General features: G+C 43.4%; 15 protein-coding genes. 9 read left to right on the top strand and 6 right to left on the bottom strand.

Annotation, left to right across the window (positions count from 1 at the left end):
* Positions 1 to 85: 85 nt before the first annotated feature.
* The 3 genes from dxs to xseB are packed head-to-tail and all read right to left on the bottom strand — an operon-like array spanning position 86 to position 3,121.
* Positions 86 to 1,951: a 1-deoxy-D-xylulose-5-phosphate synthase gene (gene dxs / locus VTH8203_RS04740; protein ID WP_096992624.1), complete on the bottom strand. Its 1,866-nt coding sequence runs from the start codon at positions 1,949 to 1,951 to the stop codon at positions 86 to 88.
* A 22-nt stretch (positions 1,952 to 1,973) separates the two neighbouring features.
* Positions 1,974 to 2,858 carry a (2E,6E)-farnesyl diphosphate synthase gene (gene ispA / locus VTH8203_RS04735; protein WP_096992623.1) on the bottom strand — a complete coding sequence of 295 codons (885 nt, stop codon included), beginning with the start codon at positions 2,856 to 2,858 and terminating at the stop codon, positions 1,974 to 1,976.
* 20 nt (positions 2,859 to 2,878) lie between these two features.
* Positions 2,879 to 3,121, bottom strand: coding sequence for an exodeoxyribonuclease VII small subunit (xseB, locus tag VTH8203_RS04730; protein ID WP_096992622.1), 243 nt, complete (start codon positions 3,119 to 3,121; stop codon positions 2,879 to 2,881).
* A 343-nt stretch (positions 3,122 to 3,464) separates the two neighbouring features.
* Here xseB and pomA point away from each other — a divergent pair, with 343 nt between their 5' ends.
* From pomA to VTH8203_RS04705, 5 genes are all read left to right on the top strand, one after another.
* Positions 3,465 to 4,229 (top strand): flagellar motor protein PomA, encoded by a 765-nt coding sequence (gene pomA / locus VTH8203_RS04725; protein WP_096992621.1) that lies wholly within the window; start codon positions 3,465 to 3,467, stop codon positions 4,227 to 4,229.
* A 39-nt stretch (positions 4,230 to 4,268) separates the two neighbouring features.
* A complete protein-coding gene (locus VTH8203_RS04720; protein WP_096992620.1) occupies positions 4,269 to 5,213 on the top strand; it encodes a flagellar motor protein MotB in 945 nt (314 codons plus the stop codon).
* A gap of 520 nt (positions 5,214 to 5,733) precedes the next feature.
* Positions 5,734 to 7,416 carry a type I secretion system permease/ATPase gene (locus VTH8203_RS04715; RefSeq protein WP_096992619.1) on the top strand — a complete coding sequence of 561 codons (1,683 nt, stop codon included), beginning with the start codon at positions 5,734 to 5,736 and terminating at the stop codon, positions 7,414 to 7,416.
* The gene (locus tag VTH8203_RS04710; protein ID WP_096992618.1) at positions 7,413 to 8,717 is read left to right on the top strand and encodes an HlyD family type I secretion periplasmic adaptor subunit; all 1,305 of its coding nucleotides are present in this window, start codon (positions 7,413 to 7,415) and stop codon (positions 8,715 to 8,717) included. Before VTH8203_RS04715 ends, VTH8203_RS04710 begins: the two co-directional genes overlap by 4 nt.
* 19 nt (positions 8,718 to 8,736) lie before the next feature.
* Entirely contained in the window at positions 8,737 to 9,960 is a 1,224-nt protein-coding gene (locus tag VTH8203_RS04705; RefSeq protein WP_096992617.1) for a calcium-binding protein, read from the top strand.
* Between the two features lie 212 nt (positions 9,961 to 10,172).
* On the opposite strand, the gene VTH8203_RS04700 is transcribed toward VTH8203_RS04705, so the two are convergent.
* Entirely contained in the window at positions 10,173 to 11,486 is a 1,314-nt protein-coding gene (locus VTH8203_RS04700) for a hypothetical protein (RefSeq protein WP_096992616.1), read from the bottom strand.
* A gap of 353 nt (positions 11,487 to 11,839) precedes the next feature.
* Between VTH8203_RS04700 and phaZ the strand changes: the two genes are divergently transcribed.
* From phaZ to thiI, 3 genes are all read left to right on the top strand, one after another.
* Positions 11,840 to 12,712: an intracellular short-chain-length polyhydroxyalkanoate depolymerase gene (phaZ, locus tag VTH8203_RS04695; protein WP_208617717.1), complete on the top strand. Its 873-nt coding sequence runs from the start codon at positions 11,840 to 11,842 to the stop codon at positions 12,710 to 12,712.
* 54 nt (positions 12,713 to 12,766) lie between these two features.
* A complete protein-coding gene (locus VTH8203_RS04690; RefSeq protein ID WP_096992614.1) occupies positions 12,767 to 14,314 on the top strand; it encodes an alpha/beta fold hydrolase in 1,548 nt (515 codons plus the stop codon).
* Positions 14,315 to 14,618: 304 nt separating this feature from the next.
* Positions 14,619 to 16,067 (top strand): tRNA uracil 4-sulfurtransferase ThiI, encoded by a 1,449-nt coding sequence (gene thiI / locus VTH8203_RS04685; RefSeq protein WP_096992613.1) that lies wholly within the window; start codon positions 14,619 to 14,621, stop codon positions 16,065 to 16,067.
* Between the two features lie 88 nt (positions 16,068 to 16,155).
* Here thiI and VTH8203_RS04680 read toward each other — a convergent pair whose 3' ends face one another.
* Positions 16,156 to 16,923, bottom strand: coding sequence for a DUF1853 family protein (locus tag VTH8203_RS04680; RefSeq protein WP_096992673.1), 768 nt, complete (start codon positions 16,921 to 16,923; stop codon positions 16,156 to 16,158).
* An 84-nt stretch (positions 16,924 to 17,007) separates the two neighbouring features.
* Here VTH8203_RS04680 and VTH8203_RS04675 point away from each other — a divergent pair, with 84 nt between their 5' ends.
* Positions 17,008 to 17,766 carry a Nif3-like dinuclear metal center hexameric protein gene (locus VTH8203_RS04675; RefSeq protein WP_096992612.1) on the top strand — a complete coding sequence of 253 codons (759 nt, stop codon included), beginning with the start codon at positions 17,008 to 17,010 and terminating at the stop codon, positions 17,764 to 17,766.
* Between the two features lie 75 nt (positions 17,767 to 17,841).
* Here VTH8203_RS04675 and VTH8203_RS04670 read toward each other — a convergent pair whose 3' ends face one another.
* The gene (locus VTH8203_RS04670) at positions 17,842 to 19,131 is read right to left on the bottom strand and encodes a citrate synthase (protein ID WP_096992611.1); all 1,290 of its coding nucleotides are present in this window, start codon (positions 19,129 to 19,131) and stop codon (positions 17,842 to 17,844) included.
* Positions 19,132 to 19,288 lie beyond the last annotated feature (157 nt).

Below are 19,288 nucleotides of genomic sequence, written 5' to 3'. Positions count from 1 at the left end.
CTGCAATCCTTATTGCGGTCTTTTTTTATTGCTGAAGAAACAAAAAAGCGGCCTAAAGCCGCTTTAAGTGTGAAAATGAGTCAGGTTATTTCACCAGATAGTCACGAATGGACTTTTCAATCCCTGTCGCATCCAGTCCAAGTTCAGCGTGCAGTTCATCTTGAGTGCCTTGGGCAACGAACTTGTCAGGAAGGCCTAGGTTAAGAACTGGCTTCATTAACTTCTCACGCATCATAAACTCAATAACACCAGCGCCAGCGCCACCGGCAATTGCGTTTTCTTCTAACGTGACAATCACATCGTGGCTGTCACACAGCTCTCGAACTAGCGCTTCATCTAGCGGTTTTACAAAGCGCATATCGGCAACGGTTGCATTGAGATTTTCCGCCGCGACAAGCGCGTTATCTAAGAAAGTACCGAAAGATAAGATGGCCACCTTACTGCCTTGACGGGCGATGCGGCCTTTACCAATTTCTAGCGCAGTAAATACCGCTTCTGGTGTTGTTCCATTGCCACTACCACGCGGGTAGCGTACGGCACTTGGCCCATCATGAATATGACCTGTGTAAAGCATCTGACGACACTCATTCTCGTTACTCGGTGCCATGATGACCATATTAGGAATACAGCGCATAAAGCTTAAATCGAACGCTCCTTGGTGCGTTTGACCATCTGCACCGACTAACCCAGCACGGTCGATCGCAAACATCACAGGGAGATCCATAATTGCGACATCGTGGATCAGTTGATCATAGCCGCGTTGCAGAAAGGTGGAGTAGATCGCAACGATCGGGCGATTTCCCGCGATGGCCATACCGGTAGCCAGTGTCACGGCGTGTTGTTCGGCAATAGCAACGTCGAAATACTGATTCGGGTACTCTTTTGAGAAGCGAACCATACCTGAGCCTTCACGCATTGCCGGAGTAATCGCCATTAGCGACGGATCTTTAGCGGCCATGTCGCAAAGGAAGTCACCAAAGATCTTTGAATAGGTTGGCTTACTTGAGCTGCTTTTCGGCAAACAAGAGTGCGAAGGGTCGAATTTTGGTACGCCGTGATAACCAATAGGGTCCTTTTCGGCAGGCTCGTAGCCTTTACCTTTTTTGGTCATAATGTGTAGGAACTGCGGACCTTTGAGCTCACGCATGTTCTTTAGCGTTTTGACCAATTCATTGACATCATGCCCGTCAACAGGGCCGATGTAATTAAAGCCTAACTCTTCAAACAACGTGCCCGGAACGATCATGCCTTTCAGGTGCTCTTCAGTTCGACGAACTAGCTCTTTAATTGGCGGTAATCCGGATAGCGCTTTCTTGCCGCCTTCGCGAATAGAGGTGTACAGACTGCCAGATAGCACTTGAGCCAGATGGTTGTTAAGCGCACCAACGTTCTCTGAGATAGACATTTCATTGTCATTCAAAATGACAAGCATATCTGGATGGACATCACCCGCGTGGTTCAGTGCTTCAAACGCCATTCCAGCAGTAATCGCACCATCACCAATAACGCTCACGACTTTCCGGTTTTTACCTTCTTTCGCAGCGGAAATAGCAATGCCAAGCCCGGCGCTGATAGAGGTGGAAGAGTGACCCACAGACAAAACGTCATATTCACTTTCTTCACGCCAAGGGAACGGATGTAGACCATCTTTTTGGCGAATGGTCGACAGCTTCTCTCGGCGTCCGGTCAAAATTTTGTGTGGATAAGCCTGATGGCCCACATCCCAAATCAGCTGATCAAAAGGCGTGTTGTAAACATAATGTAGGGCAACAGTTAATTCAACCGTACCTAGTCCAGAAGCCAAGTGTCCGCTTGACTGGCTCACAGAGTTTAACAAATACGTTCTTAGCTCTTCACAAAGCTTCGGAAGTGATTCTTTCGGCATCAAGCGAAGTTCTTCCGGTGTATTTGCTAATGTCAGTGTTGGATATTTTGAAATATCAAGTGTCATAGTGTTAGCGCTTTAATTGTGTTTAGTTGTTGCGCTCGATGACATATCGGGCGAAATCTTCGAGTAATTGAGTATTGTAGGGGATAGCCTCTAAAGCACAAAGTGCTTCTTCAAAAAGCTGCGCTGCTTTTTGTTGAGCCCCTTCTAATCCTAGCAAAGCTGGATAAGTACTTTTGTTTAATTGAACGTCAGAGCCTTGAGGTTTACCTAGAGTTTCTGTGTCACCCACGATGTCTAGGATGTCGTCTTGGACCTGAAACGCCAAACCGATAGCGTCTGCATATTGTTCTAATTGCGGTAGGTATTGCACACCTTTTTCGCCAGCAGCTAATGCACCGAGCTGCACCGCACACTTGATAAGCGCCCCAGTTTTGTGCCTATGGATGCGTTCAAGATGCTCTAAAGTGACCTGTTGATTCTCTGCTTCTAAATCGAGAGCTTGTCCAATACACATTCCCGCAGCGCCCGAAGCATGAGCGAGCTTCTGTACCATAGTAATACGTTGCTCATTAGCAAAGGGTGCTAATTCACCTTCAGATAATACCGTGAAGGCGAGTGTTTGCAGAGCATCCCCTGTGAGAATCGCCGTGGCTTCGTCGAATTGAATATGGCAGGTTGCTTGACCTCGGCGAAGTTCATCGTCGTCCATTGCTGGAAGATCGTCGTGAATCAGCGAATAAGCATGAATACATTCAATCGCGGCTGCTGGAGTATCCAATTGTGCTTTAGTGCAACCAAAGATTTGTCCGGTGGCGTAAACGAGAAAAGGGCGAGCGCGTTTGCCACCGAGTAGCAAGGCATATCGCATTGCCTCTATTAATCTTTGTTGCTGAAAAGGATAGTGGTCGAGCCAAGCGTCCAGTTGCTCGTTATTGCGCTGTTGATAAGACTTTAAAGCCTCAATCATGGGGATACTCACTTTTGGTTCTATTCTTCTGACGGGGAGAAGTCTTCAAGTTCTGCGTCATCATCTTTTGCTAATAGGATGCTGACTTTTTGTTCTGCTTCAGTAAGCTTATGTTGGCCTGCACGAGCTAAGGCGATACCACGTTCAAATTTCTTTAAGGCATCGTCCAGTGCAAGGTCACCATTTTCTAGTTGTTCGACAAGCATATCAAGCTCGTCTACTGTCGCTTCAAACGACATGTTCTCTGGTTTTTTCGTCGCCATAACTTACTTGTTTTATCAGAAATGTTCGAACGTTACATGAGCCGTAACGGATGGTCAAACTAATGGTGTCAAAAATGTAACCAAGATGCTTTCCACGTGCTGTTTCTGCTACAAAATTGTTCACCTACATGGATCTCAAAATACTGGAAGATATTGTTTTCTTGTGATTTCTTAAGCAGATAACTCAATCCAGTGCTTCGAAAAAGGAAATTTGTGATTTTAAGGTCATAAATTACTTAAAGATATGAGTATACGGTCGATAACCTGAATATAACGCGATAGACTCGTGCGGTTATTCTAGTTCGTCAATAATCATTGATGGCAATTATTTATGGGGTGTTGAGTGGATTTAGCAACGCTAATTGGTCTCATTGGTGGGGCCGCTTCAATCATTATAGCGATGGTGCTTGGTGGCAGCATCATGACGTACTACGATACTACGTCGGTTTTCATCGTGATTGGTGGTTCGACATTCGTGGTTTTAATGAAGTTCACTCTTAGCCAGTTCTTCAGCGCGACCAAGATTGCTGGTAAAGCCTTCATGTTCAAAACGGATGAGCCAGAAGACTTGATCGCCAAAATCGTTGAGATGGCAGATGCTGCGCGTAAAGGCGGCTTTCTTGCGTTGGAAGAAATGGACATTCAGAACAGCTTTATGCAAAAGGGTATTGATCTGTTAGTCGATGGCCATGACGCTGAAGTGGTGCGTAATGCGATGCAAAAAGACATTGCGCTAACCGACGAGCGCCATGTGAAAGGCGCCGGGGTGTTTAAGGCGTTTGGTGAAGTCTCTCCTGCGATGGGAATGATCGGTACTCTAATCGGTCTCGTGGCGATGTTGTCGAACATGGACGATCCCAAGTCGATTGGTCCTGCTATGGCGGTGGCGCTATTGACGACGTTATATGGCGCAGTTCTCGCCAATATGCTTTTCTTCCCTATTGCTGACAAACTCGCATTGCGTCGTGAGCAAGAAAAACTCAACCGTCGATTAATTATGGATGGTGTCTTGGCGATACAGGATGGCCAAAATCCTCGTGTGATTGATGGCTATTTGAAAAACTACCTCAATGAAAGCAAGCGAGCCTTTGATTTGGATGGTGAGTAATATGGCTATCCCACATATTAAGTTGTTGTAGGAGGGGAAGTGGAAGAGGAACAAAAATGTGATTGTCCGCCACCTGGCCTTCCTCAATGGATGGGGACATTTGCTGATTTGATGTCGCTACTAATGTGCTTTTTTGTACTTCTACTGTCATTTTCCGAAATGGACGTACTCAAGTTCAAACAAATAGCGGGTTCCATGAAGTTTGCTTTTGGCGTGCAAAATCGCCTTGAAGTGAAAGATATTCCTAAGGGGACAAGTATCATCGCTCAAGAGTTTAGACCGGGGCGTCCCGAGCCGACGCCTATCGATGTCATCATGCAACAGACAATGGATATAACTCAGCAAACTCTTGAGTTTCATGAAGGTGATTCCGACCGAGCGGGTGGTAACCAGCGGGATGATGGCAAGATGACGGGCGGTCAAACGGCAGAAAGGACACAGAAAAACCAGATTGGTAGTGCTTCCTCTCAAAGTGACCAAGAAAGTGACGATCTGGATAAGCTAGAAGAGATCATAAAGAAAGCACTGCAACAAGAAATCAAACAAGGTTCGGTTGAAGTTGATAATCTCGGTCAACAACTGGTTATCCGGATTCAAGAAAAAGGTGCGTTCCCTGAAGGTTCAGCATTTTTACAACCCAAATTTAGACCGTTGGTTCGTCAGGTCGCGGATTTGGTCAAGGACATTCCTGGTCAAGTTCGCGTATCTGGGCATACTGACAACTTACCGCTGGATTCTGAGCTGTATCGCTCTAATTGGGACTTGTCTTCTCAGCGAGCGGTCTCCGTGGCTCAAGAAATGGAGAAAGTGAAAGGTTTCTCTCATCAGCGTTTGCGAGTTATTGGCGTTGCAGATACTGAACCATTAGGACCAAATGACACTGAGCGACAACGAGCGCGTAACCGCCGCGTTGAAATTAGCATCATGCAAGGTGAGCCTGTATATACCGATGAAGTACCGGCAGAGGGGGAAATAAGCCGTTGAGCAGACAGATATATCGACATATTTGATTCGAAAAAATTTAGGAAAATTTACGAAAGAAAACATCCCCAAATCATGACTGCCTACTAAAGAGAAAGCCTAGGTCTATATTAGCCTGGGCTTTATGAGCAGACAAGCGTGGCAGCAACGGTTTCATCCCGTCAATATTGCTATTCTTGACACTACGTTAAGTGCAGCATACAACATGCCAATAACTTCAAATCTGCAGATTTTTTTAGTAATTGCGATTGACTTATTGTTATTTTGCAAATGCTATGCAACCTATCTTAAAGCTTGGACAGGCTAGTATTATTGATTCAAGTTTCTAGCACTTCATTCATAAGTTATTAACATAACCAGCTCGATTGTTTTTTTGAATTCCAGCTCTACAGATTCATTTCAGGCTGACAGGCGCATATTTCTATCAGGTTACAAAAATATATGTTGACCATATTCGATGCGCATAAACCTTAGATATTTACCTTACTTTAGATGAAGTTTTTAATTTCAATGGCATGATGTTATGGATAACAAAAGTCGTCAATATTTTTCTTTTAGCTTTACTTTAGCTGTATTTATTGCGGCAATTTCGATGGTCGTAAACGTATTATTTTTAGTCGTGCCGTTGTTTTCTATGCAAGTTTTTGATCGGGTTCTCACGTCAGAGAGTTATGAAACACTGACAATGCTCATCATCATTACATTTTTTTTCGTCTCAATACAATCAATTCTAGAATGGATAAGAAGCCAAATTACATTGCGATACGGGTATCGAATTCAAGAGTCTTGCAGTGCCTTGGCCTTTCACGCTTCTTTGAAGCAATCGTTGGCAAAGAACGCCATTCATAGTCAGGCATTATCAGACCTTGAGCGAGTTCGGGAAACGGTAGCATCACCGGGCATTTTTGCGCTCTTTGACGCGCCTTTTGTGCCTATATTTTTAGCGACCATGTATCTCATGCACCCGCATTTAGGTCACTTTGCTTTAGCTGGCGCTATTGTGTTGTTTGCTATTTCTTTGCTAAGCATGATAGTGACAAAGCGCCTGCAAGAGCGATCGTCAAAAAATAAAAATGTTTTTAATGCATTAACGAGTGACTGGTTAGGGAATGCGGAAATAATTAGTGCCTTAGGCATGAGCCAGAATTTAATTAGCAAGCGAAGTGATGAAGCGATTAACTCGACAGTAGATAAAGCGAATGCTGACAATTTGTTGAGAGGGATCATGTCGTTATCGAAATATATCAGAATGATGCTGCAAGTTGGGATTTTAGCGGTTTCGGTCTTGCTAGTGCTACAAAACGAAGTTGGAGCTGGAGTATTGATTGCCGCTTCTATGATCATGGCGCGGGTACTCTCTCCAGTAGAACAGGCGATTCATAATTGGCAACACTGGGTTGAGGGCTGGCGTTCTCATCAAAGGCTGAACGAGGTGATGGTGTCCTTAGAGCAAGATAGGGTAGAGCTACCAAAAATTAGCGGAGATATCAGCTTCGATAATGTGACACTGGGTCATCCTAATGTAGAAAAGCCGTTACTTGAAAATCTTTCGTTTCACATTCCAGCAGGAACGTCAGTCGCGATAGTCGGTACTAGCGGAGTAGGTAAGTCAACACTAGCGAAAGCAATACTAGGCTTGGTGGTTCCAAGGCTTGGTGAAATTAGAATTGATGGTGCGACATTAAATCAAATACAACGAGAACAGTTTGGCCATCAGGTCGGTTACGTTTCGCAAAATGGTAAGTTATTAGCCGGTACGATTGCTCAGAATATTTGTCGTTTTGAAGAAAATGCACTTTCGAAAGATATTGTCGACGCTGCTAAATTGGCAGGTGTGCATGAGATGATCTTGACCTTGCCGAATGGGTATCAAACATTGGTAGGGAGTTTGGGGGTTCGATTATCTGGAGGTCAGCAGCAAAGAATTGCGATGGCTAGAGCCCTTTATACCAAACCTACATTGTTGGTTCTTGATGAACCGGACTCAAGTTTAGATCATCAAGGACAATCGATGTTAATGAATTTCTTGGCGCATGCGAAGAACAAAAGTGTCACGGTGGTCGTGATCTCCCATCGCATTTCTATTTTGAAACATACGACGTTAGCGATTGCTTTAAACGGGGGAAAAATAGAAAAAATTGGTGCGACGGCGGAAATCCTTGGTCTCCCAAGCTCGAAAGTCGAATCGATTGGGAGTGCACTATGAAATTGCGGCATTCAGAATCATCACTCAGTTTTAATCTAAGTCTTTCTCCTTTTGTGTGGGCGGCTGGTTTAATTCTATTGATAGCGGTTGTTGGGGGCGGGGTTTGGAGCGCGCTTGCACCACTTCACTCAGCATCGTTAGCTCCGGGTAAGTTAGTTACAGAAGTTGAAAATCAGGCGGTTCAGCATCATTCAGGTGGCGTCGTTGAGCGGTTGCTGGTAAAGGAAGGCCAGAAAGTTCAACAAGGCGATTTACTGTTGGTGCTATCAGACCCGATATTGGCAAGCGAATTAGAACAGTTAAGTCAGATGCAGTTTACTATTCGGGCACGTCTTGCGCGTATCGAAGCAGAATTGACAGAACAAGCAATTGCATGGTCTGACGAGGATGAATTGACACAGGTTCAGCGACAAATTCGTCAAGACCAAGAAACATTGCTGAACCAAAACCGGTTGCTATTAAAGGAGCAATTACTAGCGATTCGACAGCAGATTATGCAAACCGAAAATGATCGAGACAGTTTTCAAGCTTGGCTAATTAGCGATGAGCAATCGTTGGTGCTTCTCGAGGAGGAGATTGAGGCAAATGCGACGTTATTAGATAAAGGCTATGTGTCTAAGGTTGCCTATCTAGAATTGAAGCGTGAGTATGCAAGCCTAATTGCTCGTATCGCAGAGCATAAGGCTCGTATTAAGCGAGCGCGCAGTATTATATCGGAGTTAGGCTCTCAACTTGAAGCGAAGAAGATAGGCTTTTTCAAGTTAGCACAAGAGCAAAAGCAAGAGTTAATCGCAGAACAACAAGCGATTATAGAGCAGTTGGTCGCGATTAATACCCTTAATGACAGAATTGAAGTACGCGCTCCTGTCAGTGGCGATGTGATTAATCTTGTGGTTCACACCCAAGGTGGGGTGGTGGCACCAACAAGCACCATTATGGAAATCGTACCCGATAACACGCGGGTTATTGCCAGTGTCAATATTCAGCCTAAAGATATTGAAGCAGTGTACAAAGGTCTCTCTGCGAATATTCGCTTAACTTCATACAGTTTTCGTCAAGTTCCAGCCGTCAGCGGGGAGTTAATTCATTTATCTGCGGACAGCATTGTTGATGAATCAACAGGCGCGCATTTTTATCAAGGAAAGATCGCACTTAATACGCTGGAATTATTGGATTTGGGCGTCGATCTTAAACCGGGAATGCCCGTCGAAGCACAAATAGTGCTGCAGCAACGAACCATACTCGATTACCTTTTATCTCCGTTACTACAAAGTATGGAGAAAGGGATGAGGGAACTATAACAGAAAGGGAGTAGCAAATATGAGTAACTATAACATTCAAATCGGCACAGAAAATTCAGACGCTATGAAAGGAAAAAGTGGCTCTGACTTCATCCGAGGTAAACAAGGTGACGACTTCATTCAAGGTACTAAAGGTGACGATATTGTAGAGGGCAATCGTGGTGATGATACTTTGCACGGTGGCAAAGGCAGTGATTTGTTATTCGGAGGTGTTGGTAACGATACCCTAATTGATTTGCAAGATGGTGATCCTGACACTTTCTCTATGCGTGTTTTCAAAGGTGGCGATAACACTATTTCTGGTTTCAATTTGGGTCAAGACAGTTTACAACTGGTATTTAATCGCAAAGATTATGTGCTCGAAAATGAAATTTACGCTAAGCGCTCGAATGACTCAGATAAAGACTTTTCTGCACGAGTAGAGAAGCTGGAGGGCAAATTAGATGCTCAGGTTGAGAGCGCGGTGAAGAAACTTGGTCTTGGTGATGAGGGTATAGAGAGCGCCGATGACTTCCTGGAACATGCAATGAACGAGGCTGTTATTAGCATCAGTGACGATGGTAAAGATTTGATCATTGATATGGAATTACTGCATGCTAAAAATGATAAAGATCTCGGAACAAGCATTACCTTCGATGATTTTTTTGTCAATAATGCCCAGCAAGGGGACTACATTGCAAGGTTGATTCAAGAAGGAAAGACCGAACTTATCCTCGATATGCTAACTAACCCACAGGACTTTACTACGGATGGCACTGCTAGTGATGAAACCCTCAGAGGTGACAGTGGGTTTGATGTGATCAATGGTGACGCAGAGGATGATAATCTTTATGGTGGTAAAGGGCCAGATGAGCTGTTCGGCAATGATGGCGATGACACCTTGTATGGCAATGAAGGCAACGACACCCTATATGGCGGTGACGGCAATGATACTCTTCATGGTGGTAAGCATAGTGATGTACTATTCGGTGGTAAAGGCGATGATACGTTAAACGGTGATGATGGTGATGATACCGTTTACGGCGATGCGGGTAATAATGTGGCTGATGGTGGTGCTGGCGAGGACGATTATGTTATTGAAGGTCATACCGGGTTCAAAATTACCGCTCTTACTGGTGAACAGGAAGGTTGGTATCAGGTTGAACGCTGGGATGAAGATAATCTCATAAGCACAGATCTTATTACCAACTTTGAAAATGTTGTTTCTAATGGTAATCATTATGAAATGGATTTTTTTAATTAAATATCAGCATAGCGATTAGAAGTGATGCTTAATGTAGCCTCAGTATTGGTCTGAGGCTTTTTTGTGGTATTTCTATTGCTTATTCGGTGGGGAAACTGCGCCTAATATGACAAACGAGAGGTGAGTTGGGGAACCAACTACCTCTCGTTGAAGATGCCTATGATTGTTATCGATGCTTGACTTGAGAATCAGTCTCGATAGTAATGGCGAGATTAACCAAACTTCACTCGAATCGTCGACATGACGGCCGTATCATTAATATCGCCGTCGGCGTAGCCCGCTCTGAGTTCAAAGGTGGTGCCTGGTTTAAATTCGTAGACAGCATTTAAATCATAAAACGTTGATTTGACTCCATCACGGAAGATGTCTGCGTTATACGTATCCATATCCATGTGGCCGACCGCGAACGTCAACTTTAATTTTTCGATTGGGGTCCAGTTACCGCGCATTCCAAATAACACACCATCTTTACCGCCATTCCCGTTGTAGTTACCAAATCCACCAAAGAATTCTGATCGAACTGGGTTGATGTCATTTCTAGGGTCGCTGTTGATAAGCATAGAGTAACTGTCCCAACCACGGCCAACTAAGCCGCCGTCACCCATTGCAGCAACTTGAGCTTGCAGTTGAAATCTGTTAACAATTTGGTAGCCACCTTCAACAAATCCTGACCAACTATTGTTCCCCCAAAAATAAATAGGAAGATCTTTATTCGCATCAGAAAGGATGACATTGGCTGCACCTTTTACCGAGAAATCACCAATGGTTTTGCTAAAGTATGGAGAAATATTATAGAAATAATGAGTATAGTAAGGGTTCGACACTTCGTTCATGAAGTCTGTTGCTTCAGAACCATCGAAATAAGCGGCTAAAATACCCCAGTCTAAGCCCTTATAGTTACCAATAGCGGCTAAAGAATACATACTTAGGTCGCCGGTAAACTCTTTGTTTCCCGCTGAGGCGGTCGAAAAGTCTTCCGCAAAACGTAAATCATAAATACCTAAGAATCCCACGTAACCACTATCTAGCATCATAGTTTTCATCGCTAGTATACGGTCACGACGGTCATCGGTAATATTAAAACCATAACCCCAGTTTGCTTCTTGTCGGCCAACTCTAAATAACCAAGAATTAATACCGCTATATTCAAGGTAGGCTTCGTCTAACGATAAAGAATCGTTGTTGACACCATCATTATAATTTGTTCCTGAGCCGCCAGAATGACGTCTATCACCAGCCCAGTTATAGAAGCCTAAAAATCGAGTTTTAATTGCCCAACCAGTTTCGTCATACATGTTTATACCAAGACGAACCCGTGTTAGCACGCCGCTTTTATCTTCAGGCAGAACTAATGGGTTATTATCTTCACCATTGCTTAAATGATAGCCTTTTACAGCAGCATCTGCGTTAAACTCTAGTTTTCCGATACCATCAAAATTAAAGGTAGCTGCTTGAGCTGACATTCCGAACAAGGCTAACGAACACATTAGCGCTGAACGTGATAAGCAAAACCGGTTAACAACCATTTTAACCACTCCATTGTTGTTTTATTGCTTGAATTTTGTCTGATTCATTATGATTGCTATATATCCAGGTGACCTCAATATACGTAATTCAGAGAGAGTGACAGGGTATAATGCTATTACACACGTTATGAAACCATGATAATATCAGCTTGTAAGTCATCATTTCTGCTTATTAATAGGTGTCGATAACATCTGGATAATATATGAATAATGGAAAATTTATTATCTCGATTTACAGAATTCTGTTTTTCATTTTGTGCATAATTCGGTTTCTAATTAGTGATTAAACTAACATTCCTTGACTAGGCTATCTATTAGTATCACCGCAATTTATTAAGTAATTAGGAATGAAAATGTATAACAAGGTAACATTAAGCAATAGTGAGTCGATTGCGTATATTGATCGAGGTCAGGGAACAACATTGCTATTACTTCACGGCAATATGACATCTTCGAAGCATTTGGAGCAATTTATTAACACTCTGCCTAATAATATTCGAGTTATTGCACCTGATATGCGTGGATTTGGCTTGTCGTCATATCGAAAGCCGATTGACTCACTTAGTGAACTTTCAAGTGATATTAATGAATTAATGCAACTGCTTGATATCGATAGTTTTGCTGTTGCCGGATGGTCAATGGGTGGCGGTGTTGCGATGCAAATGGCATGTGATTATCCTGAGAAAATTACCCACCTGATACTCATTAGTAGCATTGGTACTGCGGGCTATCCATTAAGAGCCAATTTTGGTCAAGGTGAACTGCTCACAAGCAAGGAAATGATCTGTCAAGATGCGGCTATTTCTACGGTTGTTTCGGCTTTTAAGCATAAAGATAAAACCTTTGTAAAACAGCTTTGGGATACGGCCGTTTATAACCATAAAAAACCCGAGGAATTTTACTATTCGCAACTCATCGATGATGTCCTCACTCAAGTAAATATTGATAATGTGTATTATGCGCTATCGAGGTTTAATATTTCTAACAAAACAAATGGTATTGTAGATGGTAATAACTTACTAACTAGACTGAAGGCTCCTGCATTAATTTTACATGGTGAGTCTGATTTGGTTATTCCTTTGATAACCGCTCAACAAACCAATGAAGAACTAACCACGCTAGGTATAAGTATAGATATTCATGAGTGCTCGGATTCAGGACACTCACTCTTTATTGATCAGCCAGAATATCTTTGTAAGAAAATATCAGATTTTTTGATAGGTTAATTTAAAAATATTTTATTTATATCTCTCTAGAGAAATAGTTCAAGGAAATAATAAATGAATAAGCCAACTATCGCTACCTTATCGTCGCTGTTGTTATTTGGGTTATTATCAGGCTGTGCGCAACAGCAGACTTACCCTTTACCTGAAATGAAAGCACTGTCGGTCGAGCAACAATGTACTCAGAGCTTTTGGCTCGACTGTGTCAATTATCCTTTTCCAGTCAAGTATGCCACTGTCCATGATGGCAAAGATATTGAATGGCAAATTGCCTATATGGATGAGTATTTAGGTCAAGATCCATCACCGCCTGTTGTGGTGCTCATCCACGGTAAAGGCATGTACGCGGGCTATTATGCGGAGCTTATGCGTGACTTGTTAGCGCAAGGCTACCGTGTGATTGCTCCAGATTTACCTCATTACGGAAAATCCATACCCGGTAATCTAGATAATCCTATTACTCGCTCTTTGGATGATACTCGTGTCGCAATACATGACTTATTAAGTAACGAACTTAACATCGATAAAGCGCACTTCTTAGGACATTCGATGGGGGCACAGTGGGTGCTTGGCTACACGCTGAAGCATCCAGAGATGGTGGATAAAATAGTCCTAGAAGCGCCAGGTGGGTTAGAAGAGTTCTCAACGGCACCTTTTTTCAGTCCTAACCAGGCGGATTCTTATGACAACTGGTACAAAATTTGGGGTAGTACAGTAACACTGGAACAACAAAAAACACCTGAAGACATCGCATTATTTAACTATTTTAAAGCTAAGAACCCGAAGACTGGAACCATAATGGAGTCATCGTCTGGTTATTTCTTAACGGAAACACCAATGACAGAGTACATTACGGATGTTCGTCAATTTATGATAGATAATAGTCGAGACGAGTTTGAATCTTGGACTAAAACGTATATACGCGATATTTATTCAATGGGAGCGGAAACGTTAAAAGAAGATCCAAAGAGTTTGGTAAAACAACTTGATCGTATTAGCTCGCCTATATTTGTGACCTATGGTGAAAAAGAACCGTTTATTCCTACGACTGTCTTTAGTAATAACCAAGATCTCCGTTGGGATATTGTCAAGCCTCTTCATGATAGATTATCGGAAGCGGGGAACGTGCCGACCGTCGTTATTTATCCAGAAGTTGGGCACTTTATCCACACCGATATTGCTGAGCAATTTAACCAAGATGTGATTCGTTTCTTAGGCGGTAAATCTAACGACAATGCGGAAGAGGTTGCGAAATATCAAGCGCCTATAGTCACTCCGCCTCAAGAGGTTATTGCGTTTTTCGACAGTTTCAAAGCGGCCATTCTAAGTCAAGACAAGGCGCGTATCGCGACGTTCTATGCGGATGATTTTGTTGAAAATGGCTACGATAAATCTAGCTTCCTAGCCATACTATATAGCCAACTGAAGAACGTTACGGACTATAAGGTGTCGCTAGTGAAATTTGAACAAGATAGCGCGATTACCGATGAGTATTTTGTCGAAGGTATGGTGGATGTTGGGGTGATGAAAGTACCGTTTAAGCCTGGTAGTAAAGTCAGAAAAACCGAACAAGGATGGGTATGGTTAGGTAACCGAAAATCATAACGTGTAACCCTTTTGCCCCAGCGCTCGGCTGGGGCTTTTTTCTATTTCTTGTTTCAAAGCACGATACTTAAACTTAGAGCTTTAGCAGTACAGAGCAAAAATCGCGGTTCAGACGCTGCTCGACGGCGGTGATTGCAACACTCGCATCTTAATTGCGTAAAGTATATACTTGCGCCCCAAACTGTCTCTTGTCCGCTTAAGTCTCAAACTTGGTATGATGAGATGGCTGAGTTTGTACTACAGTTGATATTAGTTACCTATACTGTCGCGTTAAGACAGCATTGCAACGAGATGTGAAAAGACTATGAGATTTATCGTAAAGCCCCATCCAGAGATTTTTGTAAAAAGCGATTCAGTGCGTAAGCGCTTTACCAGAATCTTAGAGTGCAACCTGCGAATTATTATCCAACGCCGTACTGAATCTGTAGCGGTATATAACCGTCGTGATCACATTGAAGTGAATGCTAACTCTGATGAGTACTATAACGAAGTATTGGAGATCTTAACCCATACGCCAGGTATTCATCACGTGCTTGAAGTTCAGCAATCAGACTTTGCTGATATGCACGATATTTATGAGCAAGTATTGGAACTGAATGGCAGTCGTATCGAAGACAAAACGTTTGTTGTCCGTGCTAAGCGTCGTGGCAAACATGATTTTACGTCAATTGAGTTAGAGCGCTATGTTGGTGGTGGGCTGAATCAGGCCGTAGAAAGTGCTCGCGTTAAATTGTCTAAACCAGACGTGACAATCAATATTGAAGTTGCCAACGATAAGTTGAATCAAGTGATCGCTCGCCATAAAGGTCTAGGTGGTTTCCCTCTTGGAACTCAAGAGGATGTGCTGAGCCTTATCTCCGGTGGTTTTGATTCTGGTGTGTCGAGTTATCTGCATATCAAACGTGGTTCAAAAACTCACTACTGTTTCTTTAATCTTGGCGGTCCAGCGCATGAGATCGGTGTTAAACAAGTCGCGCATTACTTGTGGAACAAATACGGTTCTTCTGCAAAAGTGAAGTTTATATCGGTAGACTTTGAGCCGGTTGTTGCTGAGATTCTTGAAAAAGTTGAAGACGGTCAAATGGGCGTCATCCTCAAGCGTATGTTTATGCGTGCTGGTGGAATGCTTGCTGATAAGTTTGGCATCGAGGCATTGGTGACCGGTGAAGCGTTGGGGCAAGTATCGAGTCAAACGCTGACCAACTTACGTCATATTGACGGGGTTACGGATACCTTAATTCTTCGTCCACTGATCAACTGGGACAAAGAGGATATTATTAATCTTGCTCGTGAGATTGGTACGGAAGATTTCGCTAAGACGATGCCAGAATATTGCGGTGTGATTTCTCGAAAGCCGACAGTGAAAGCGGTGAAAACTAAGCTAGAAGCAGAAGAAGAGAAATTCGATTTTGCGGTTCTTGAGCAAGTGGTTCACGACGCTCGAATGATGGACATTCGCGATATTGAGAAAGAAAGCCAAGAGCAAACGCAGGAAGTGGAGCAAGTTCAAGCGGTTGAGCAACACGCTGTCGTGCTTGATATTCGCAGCGCGGAAGAAGAAGAGGCGAGTCCGTTAGAACTTGATGGCGTTGAAGTTCAACACCTTCCATTTTTCAAACTGGGCACCAAGTTTGGTGATCTAGACCAATCGAAAACCTATCTGTTGTACTGTGATCGTGGCGTGATGAGCCGTCTACAGGCGCTGTATTTGCAGGAACAAGGTTTTAACAATGTGAAAGTGTATCGACCTTAAGGTTCTCCTTATCGCGATAGATTGGTCACAATGTATAAATGGGCTCCTTTGGGAGCCTATTTTTATGTCTATTAATGACCATTTGATGTTACATGCTGCTTTGTGGCCAGTCGTTTGGGACGACAAACCAAAAATGGCCGGTGTCAGATTGGCAATGAATAAAATGGGGCGGTAATTCAGTGACAGGAGATTTGCCTTTGGCAGTTAGCCCGGTAGCCCAAAGTGGTTTTGTTAACAGATAGACGGGCTCGTTGATTTTATCGAACTGACTTTGATAGCACCAAAATCCGGTCACTCTCTTCGGGTTGATTTTTAAACCAAGGCAGTATTCGGGAATCGTTGGGTTTTCGAATGGGTTGATATAAAGCCGACCTTGCATTAGCAAGTGTTGAGTGATGTCTTCAAAATCTGGGTATAGAGATTGAAACGCTGCTGTGCGCGTCATCATTAATTGATGTTCAAGCATACGATGCAATTTTTTGTCCAGTCTATCCTTGGCATTTGGTCCGTACCAGTAGCCATCTTTGAGCAAATAGAATTTGATAGCCACTTCCCAGTGTTCAATTTGCTGGGTCGTGAGGTTCTCAAGTACAAAGTCAATTGCGCCAATGGTGCGGTTATCTTGTTGTAACTGTAACTCCTCAGCAACAACGCGGTAAGGGTGGCTAGCTTCAAATTGTCGACGACATAGCTCTTGATATAAAAAACCAAGTCTAGGGTTTCCTTCATAGTCGGAATGATCGCTAGTGGTTAAATCGCTAGAGGAAATAGGGAAAGAAGGGGCTATTCGATGGTCATTCATCACTAGACTGGGACTGGTCCTTATCCACGATGAGAATTCCTTTATTATATTCATGTTCATGTGCTTGCGTTTTCCTTTCGACAACCTTAGATTAAATTGTTATAACCACGAAAATCAAGAAAATGCTCAGGAAGTGCTATGAACAACTTACAACTCGAAGCGGTGCTTAATGACAAGTTGTCGCCTCAACTGATTAAAGATTACAGCCCGAATGGATTACAAATTGAAGGCACGAGTGAGATCAAAAAGATGGTAACAGGTGTCACGGCTTCACAGGCCCTCATTGATTATGCGGTTTCAGTTAATGCAGATGCTCTGCTGGTTCACCATGGCTATTTCTGGAAAGGCGAACCAGAACCTATTCGAGGAATGAAAGGTAAGCGTATCCGTACCCTTATTAAGAATGACCTCAATTTGTATGGCTATCATTTGCCCTTGGATATTCACCCTGAACTGGGTAACAATGCGCGATTAGCAGACTTGTTGGGGATTGAAGTGATTGACGGACTAGAAGGTCATCCTCAATCGGTTGCCATGTTTGGCAAATTGGCCAACCCGATGTCAGGTGAAGCTTTGGCCCAGAAAATTGCTCAAGTGCTAGCGAGAGAACCGCTTCATATCACACCAGATCAAGCAAACAAAATGATTGAGACTGTTGGTTGGTGTACAGGTGGTGGACAAGATTATATTGAGCTTGCCGCGTCAAAAGGTCTGGATGCATTCATCTCTGGTGAGATCTCAGAGCGTACGACTTATACCGCACGCGAACTGAATATTCATTATTTTGCTGCGGGTCATCATGCGACAGAACGGTATGGCATCAAGGCTCTCGGTGAATGGTTAGCATCGGAGCATGGTCTCGATGTCGAGTTCATTGATATTGATAATCCAGTATAAACAACAAATCCAATAAAAAGAGCAGCGTTAGCTGCTCTTTTGTTTCTAGATGTTGTGTTTGTTGTGATTATTCTGCTATTCACGCTCGTGAAGCGGTTTGAAATCACGCATCTCTTCACCAGTATAAAGCTGGCGAGGACGACCGATACGGTTACTCGGATCGCTGTGCATTTCATTCCAGTGAGCAATCCAACCGACCGTACGAGACATCGCGAAGATAACCGTAAACATAGAGACAGGAATACCAATCGCTTTTAGGATGATACCTGAGTAGAAATCTACGTTGGGATACAATTTCTTCTCAACAAAGTACTCATCTGAAAGTGCGATACGCTCTAGCTCCATGGCTACATCGAGTAGCGGGTCTTTGATGTTTAGCTCTTTCAGTACTTCGTGACACGCTTCACGCATTACTGTGGCACGTGGGTCATAGTTTTTATAAACACGGTGACCGAAGCCCATTAGGCGGAATGGATCGTCTTTGTCTTTCGCACGCTCTATGAACTCAGGGATCTGGTCAACAGAACCGATTTCTTCAAGCATACGCAAACAGGCTTCGTTTGCACCGCCGTGAGCAGGTCCCCATAGAGACGCGATACCAGCTGCGATACACGCAAACGGATTAGCACCCGATGAACCAGCAAGACGCACGGTCGAAGTCGAAGCGTTTTGTTCATGGTCTGCGTGTAGCGTAAAGATCTTATCCATTGCACGTGCAACGATAGGGTTCACTTCATATTCTTCACATGGGTTGGCAAACATCATGTGTAGGAAGTTTTCCGCATACGTAAGGTCGTTGCGAGGGTAGATAAATGGTTGACCGATGGAGTACTTGTAACACATCGCTGCCAGTGTCGGCATCTTAGAAATCAAACGATACGCTGCGATTTCACGGTGGGTATCATTATTGATGTCTAAAGAGTCGTGGTAGAAGGCTGCAAGAGCACCTACGACACCACACATTACGGCCATTGGGTGAGCATCGCGACGGAAACCGTGGAAGAAGCTCGCGATTTGTTCATGGACCATGGTGTGACGTGTAACGATTTGCTTAAAGCTCTCATATTCTTCTCGTGTCGGGGCTTCACCAACGAGAAGGATATAGCAAACTTCCAAGTAGTCTGCATTGTTAGCTAACTGATCGATTGGGAAGCCACGGTGTAGGAGTACACCTTTGCCGCCGTCGATGTAAGTGATTTGAGATTCACAAGATGCAGTGGCAAGAAAACCTGGGTCAAAAGTAAAGTAACCATTGGCCCCAAGTTTACGAACGTCAAGAACTTCCGGTCCGATTGAACCTTCCATAATTGGCAGTTCGATTGGCGCTTGACCTTCAACATGAAGGGTCGCTTTCTTATCCGCCATAACAATCTCCTTTGTTTATTATTTAATCCGTCCAGGATGTTTGTGTGCCAATTTTTTACTTCGCTTCGTAGTTAAAGTCAATTTTTAAACGGTGATGTGTGCACTTGTTATGATTTTTTATAGAAAAATGGTTAAAAATCTGTTCTGTGTAGCATAT

Source organism: Vibrio thalassae, from assembly GCF_900089835.1.
Taxonomy (GTDB): domain Bacteria; phylum Pseudomonadota; class Gammaproteobacteria; order Enterobacterales; family Vibrionaceae; genus Vibrio; species Vibrio thalassae.
Note: the sequence above shows the minus strand (reverse complement) of the source record. Positions and strands in the feature narration are given on the sequence as shown.

What these genes read in the sequence shown, in the direction of transcription:
- dxs (WP_096992624.1), bottom strand. Translation starts at nt 1,951, where the DNA reads ATGACACTTGATATTTCAAAATATCCAACACTGACATTAGCAAATACA.
- ispA (WP_096992623.1), bottom strand. Translation starts at nt 2,858, where the DNA reads ATGATTGAGGCTTTAAAGTCTTATCAACAGCGCAATAACGAGCAACTG.
- thiI (WP_096992613.1), top strand. Translation starts at nt 14,619, where the DNA reads ATGAGATTTATCGTAAAGCCCCATCCAGAGATTTTTGTAAAAAGCGAT.
- VTH8203_RS04675 (WP_096992612.1), top strand. Translation starts at nt 17,008, where the DNA reads ATGAACAACTTACAACTCGAAGCGGTGCTTAATGACAAGTTGTCGCCT.
- VTH8203_RS04680 (WP_096992673.1), bottom strand. Translation starts at nt 16,923, where the DNA reads ATGAATATAATAAAGGAATTCTCATCGTGGATAAGGACCAGTCCCAGT.
- VTH8203_RS04670 (WP_096992611.1), bottom strand. Translation starts at nt 19,131, where the DNA reads ATGGCGGATAAGAAAGCGACCCTTCATGTTGAAGGTCAAGCGCCAATC.
- VTH8203_RS04690 (WP_096992614.1), top strand. Translation starts at nt 12,767, where the DNA reads ATGAATAAGCCAACTATCGCTACCTTATCGTCGCTGTTGTTATTTGGG.
- VTH8203_RS04705 (WP_096992617.1), top strand. Translation starts at nt 8,737, where the DNA reads ATGAGTAACTATAACATTCAAATCGGCACAGAAAATTCAGACGCTATG.
- VTH8203_RS04700 (WP_096992616.1), bottom strand. Translation starts at nt 11,486, where the DNA reads ATGGTTGTTAACCGGTTTTGCTTATCACGTTCAGCGCTAATGTGTTCG.
- phaZ (WP_208617717.1), top strand. Translation starts at nt 11,840, where the DNA reads ATGTATAACAAGGTAACATTAAGCAATAGTGAGTCGATTGCGTATATT.
- xseB (WP_096992622.1), bottom strand. Translation starts at nt 3,121, where the DNA reads ATGGCGACGAAAAAACCAGAGAACATGTCGTTTGAAGCGACAGTAGAC.
- VTH8203_RS04710 (WP_096992618.1), top strand. Translation starts at nt 7,413, where the DNA reads ATGAAATTGCGGCATTCAGAATCATCACTCAGTTTTAATCTAAGTCTT.
- VTH8203_RS04715 (WP_096992619.1), top strand. Translation starts at nt 5,734, where the DNA reads ATGGATAACAAAAGTCGTCAATATTTTTCTTTTAGCTTTACTTTAGCT.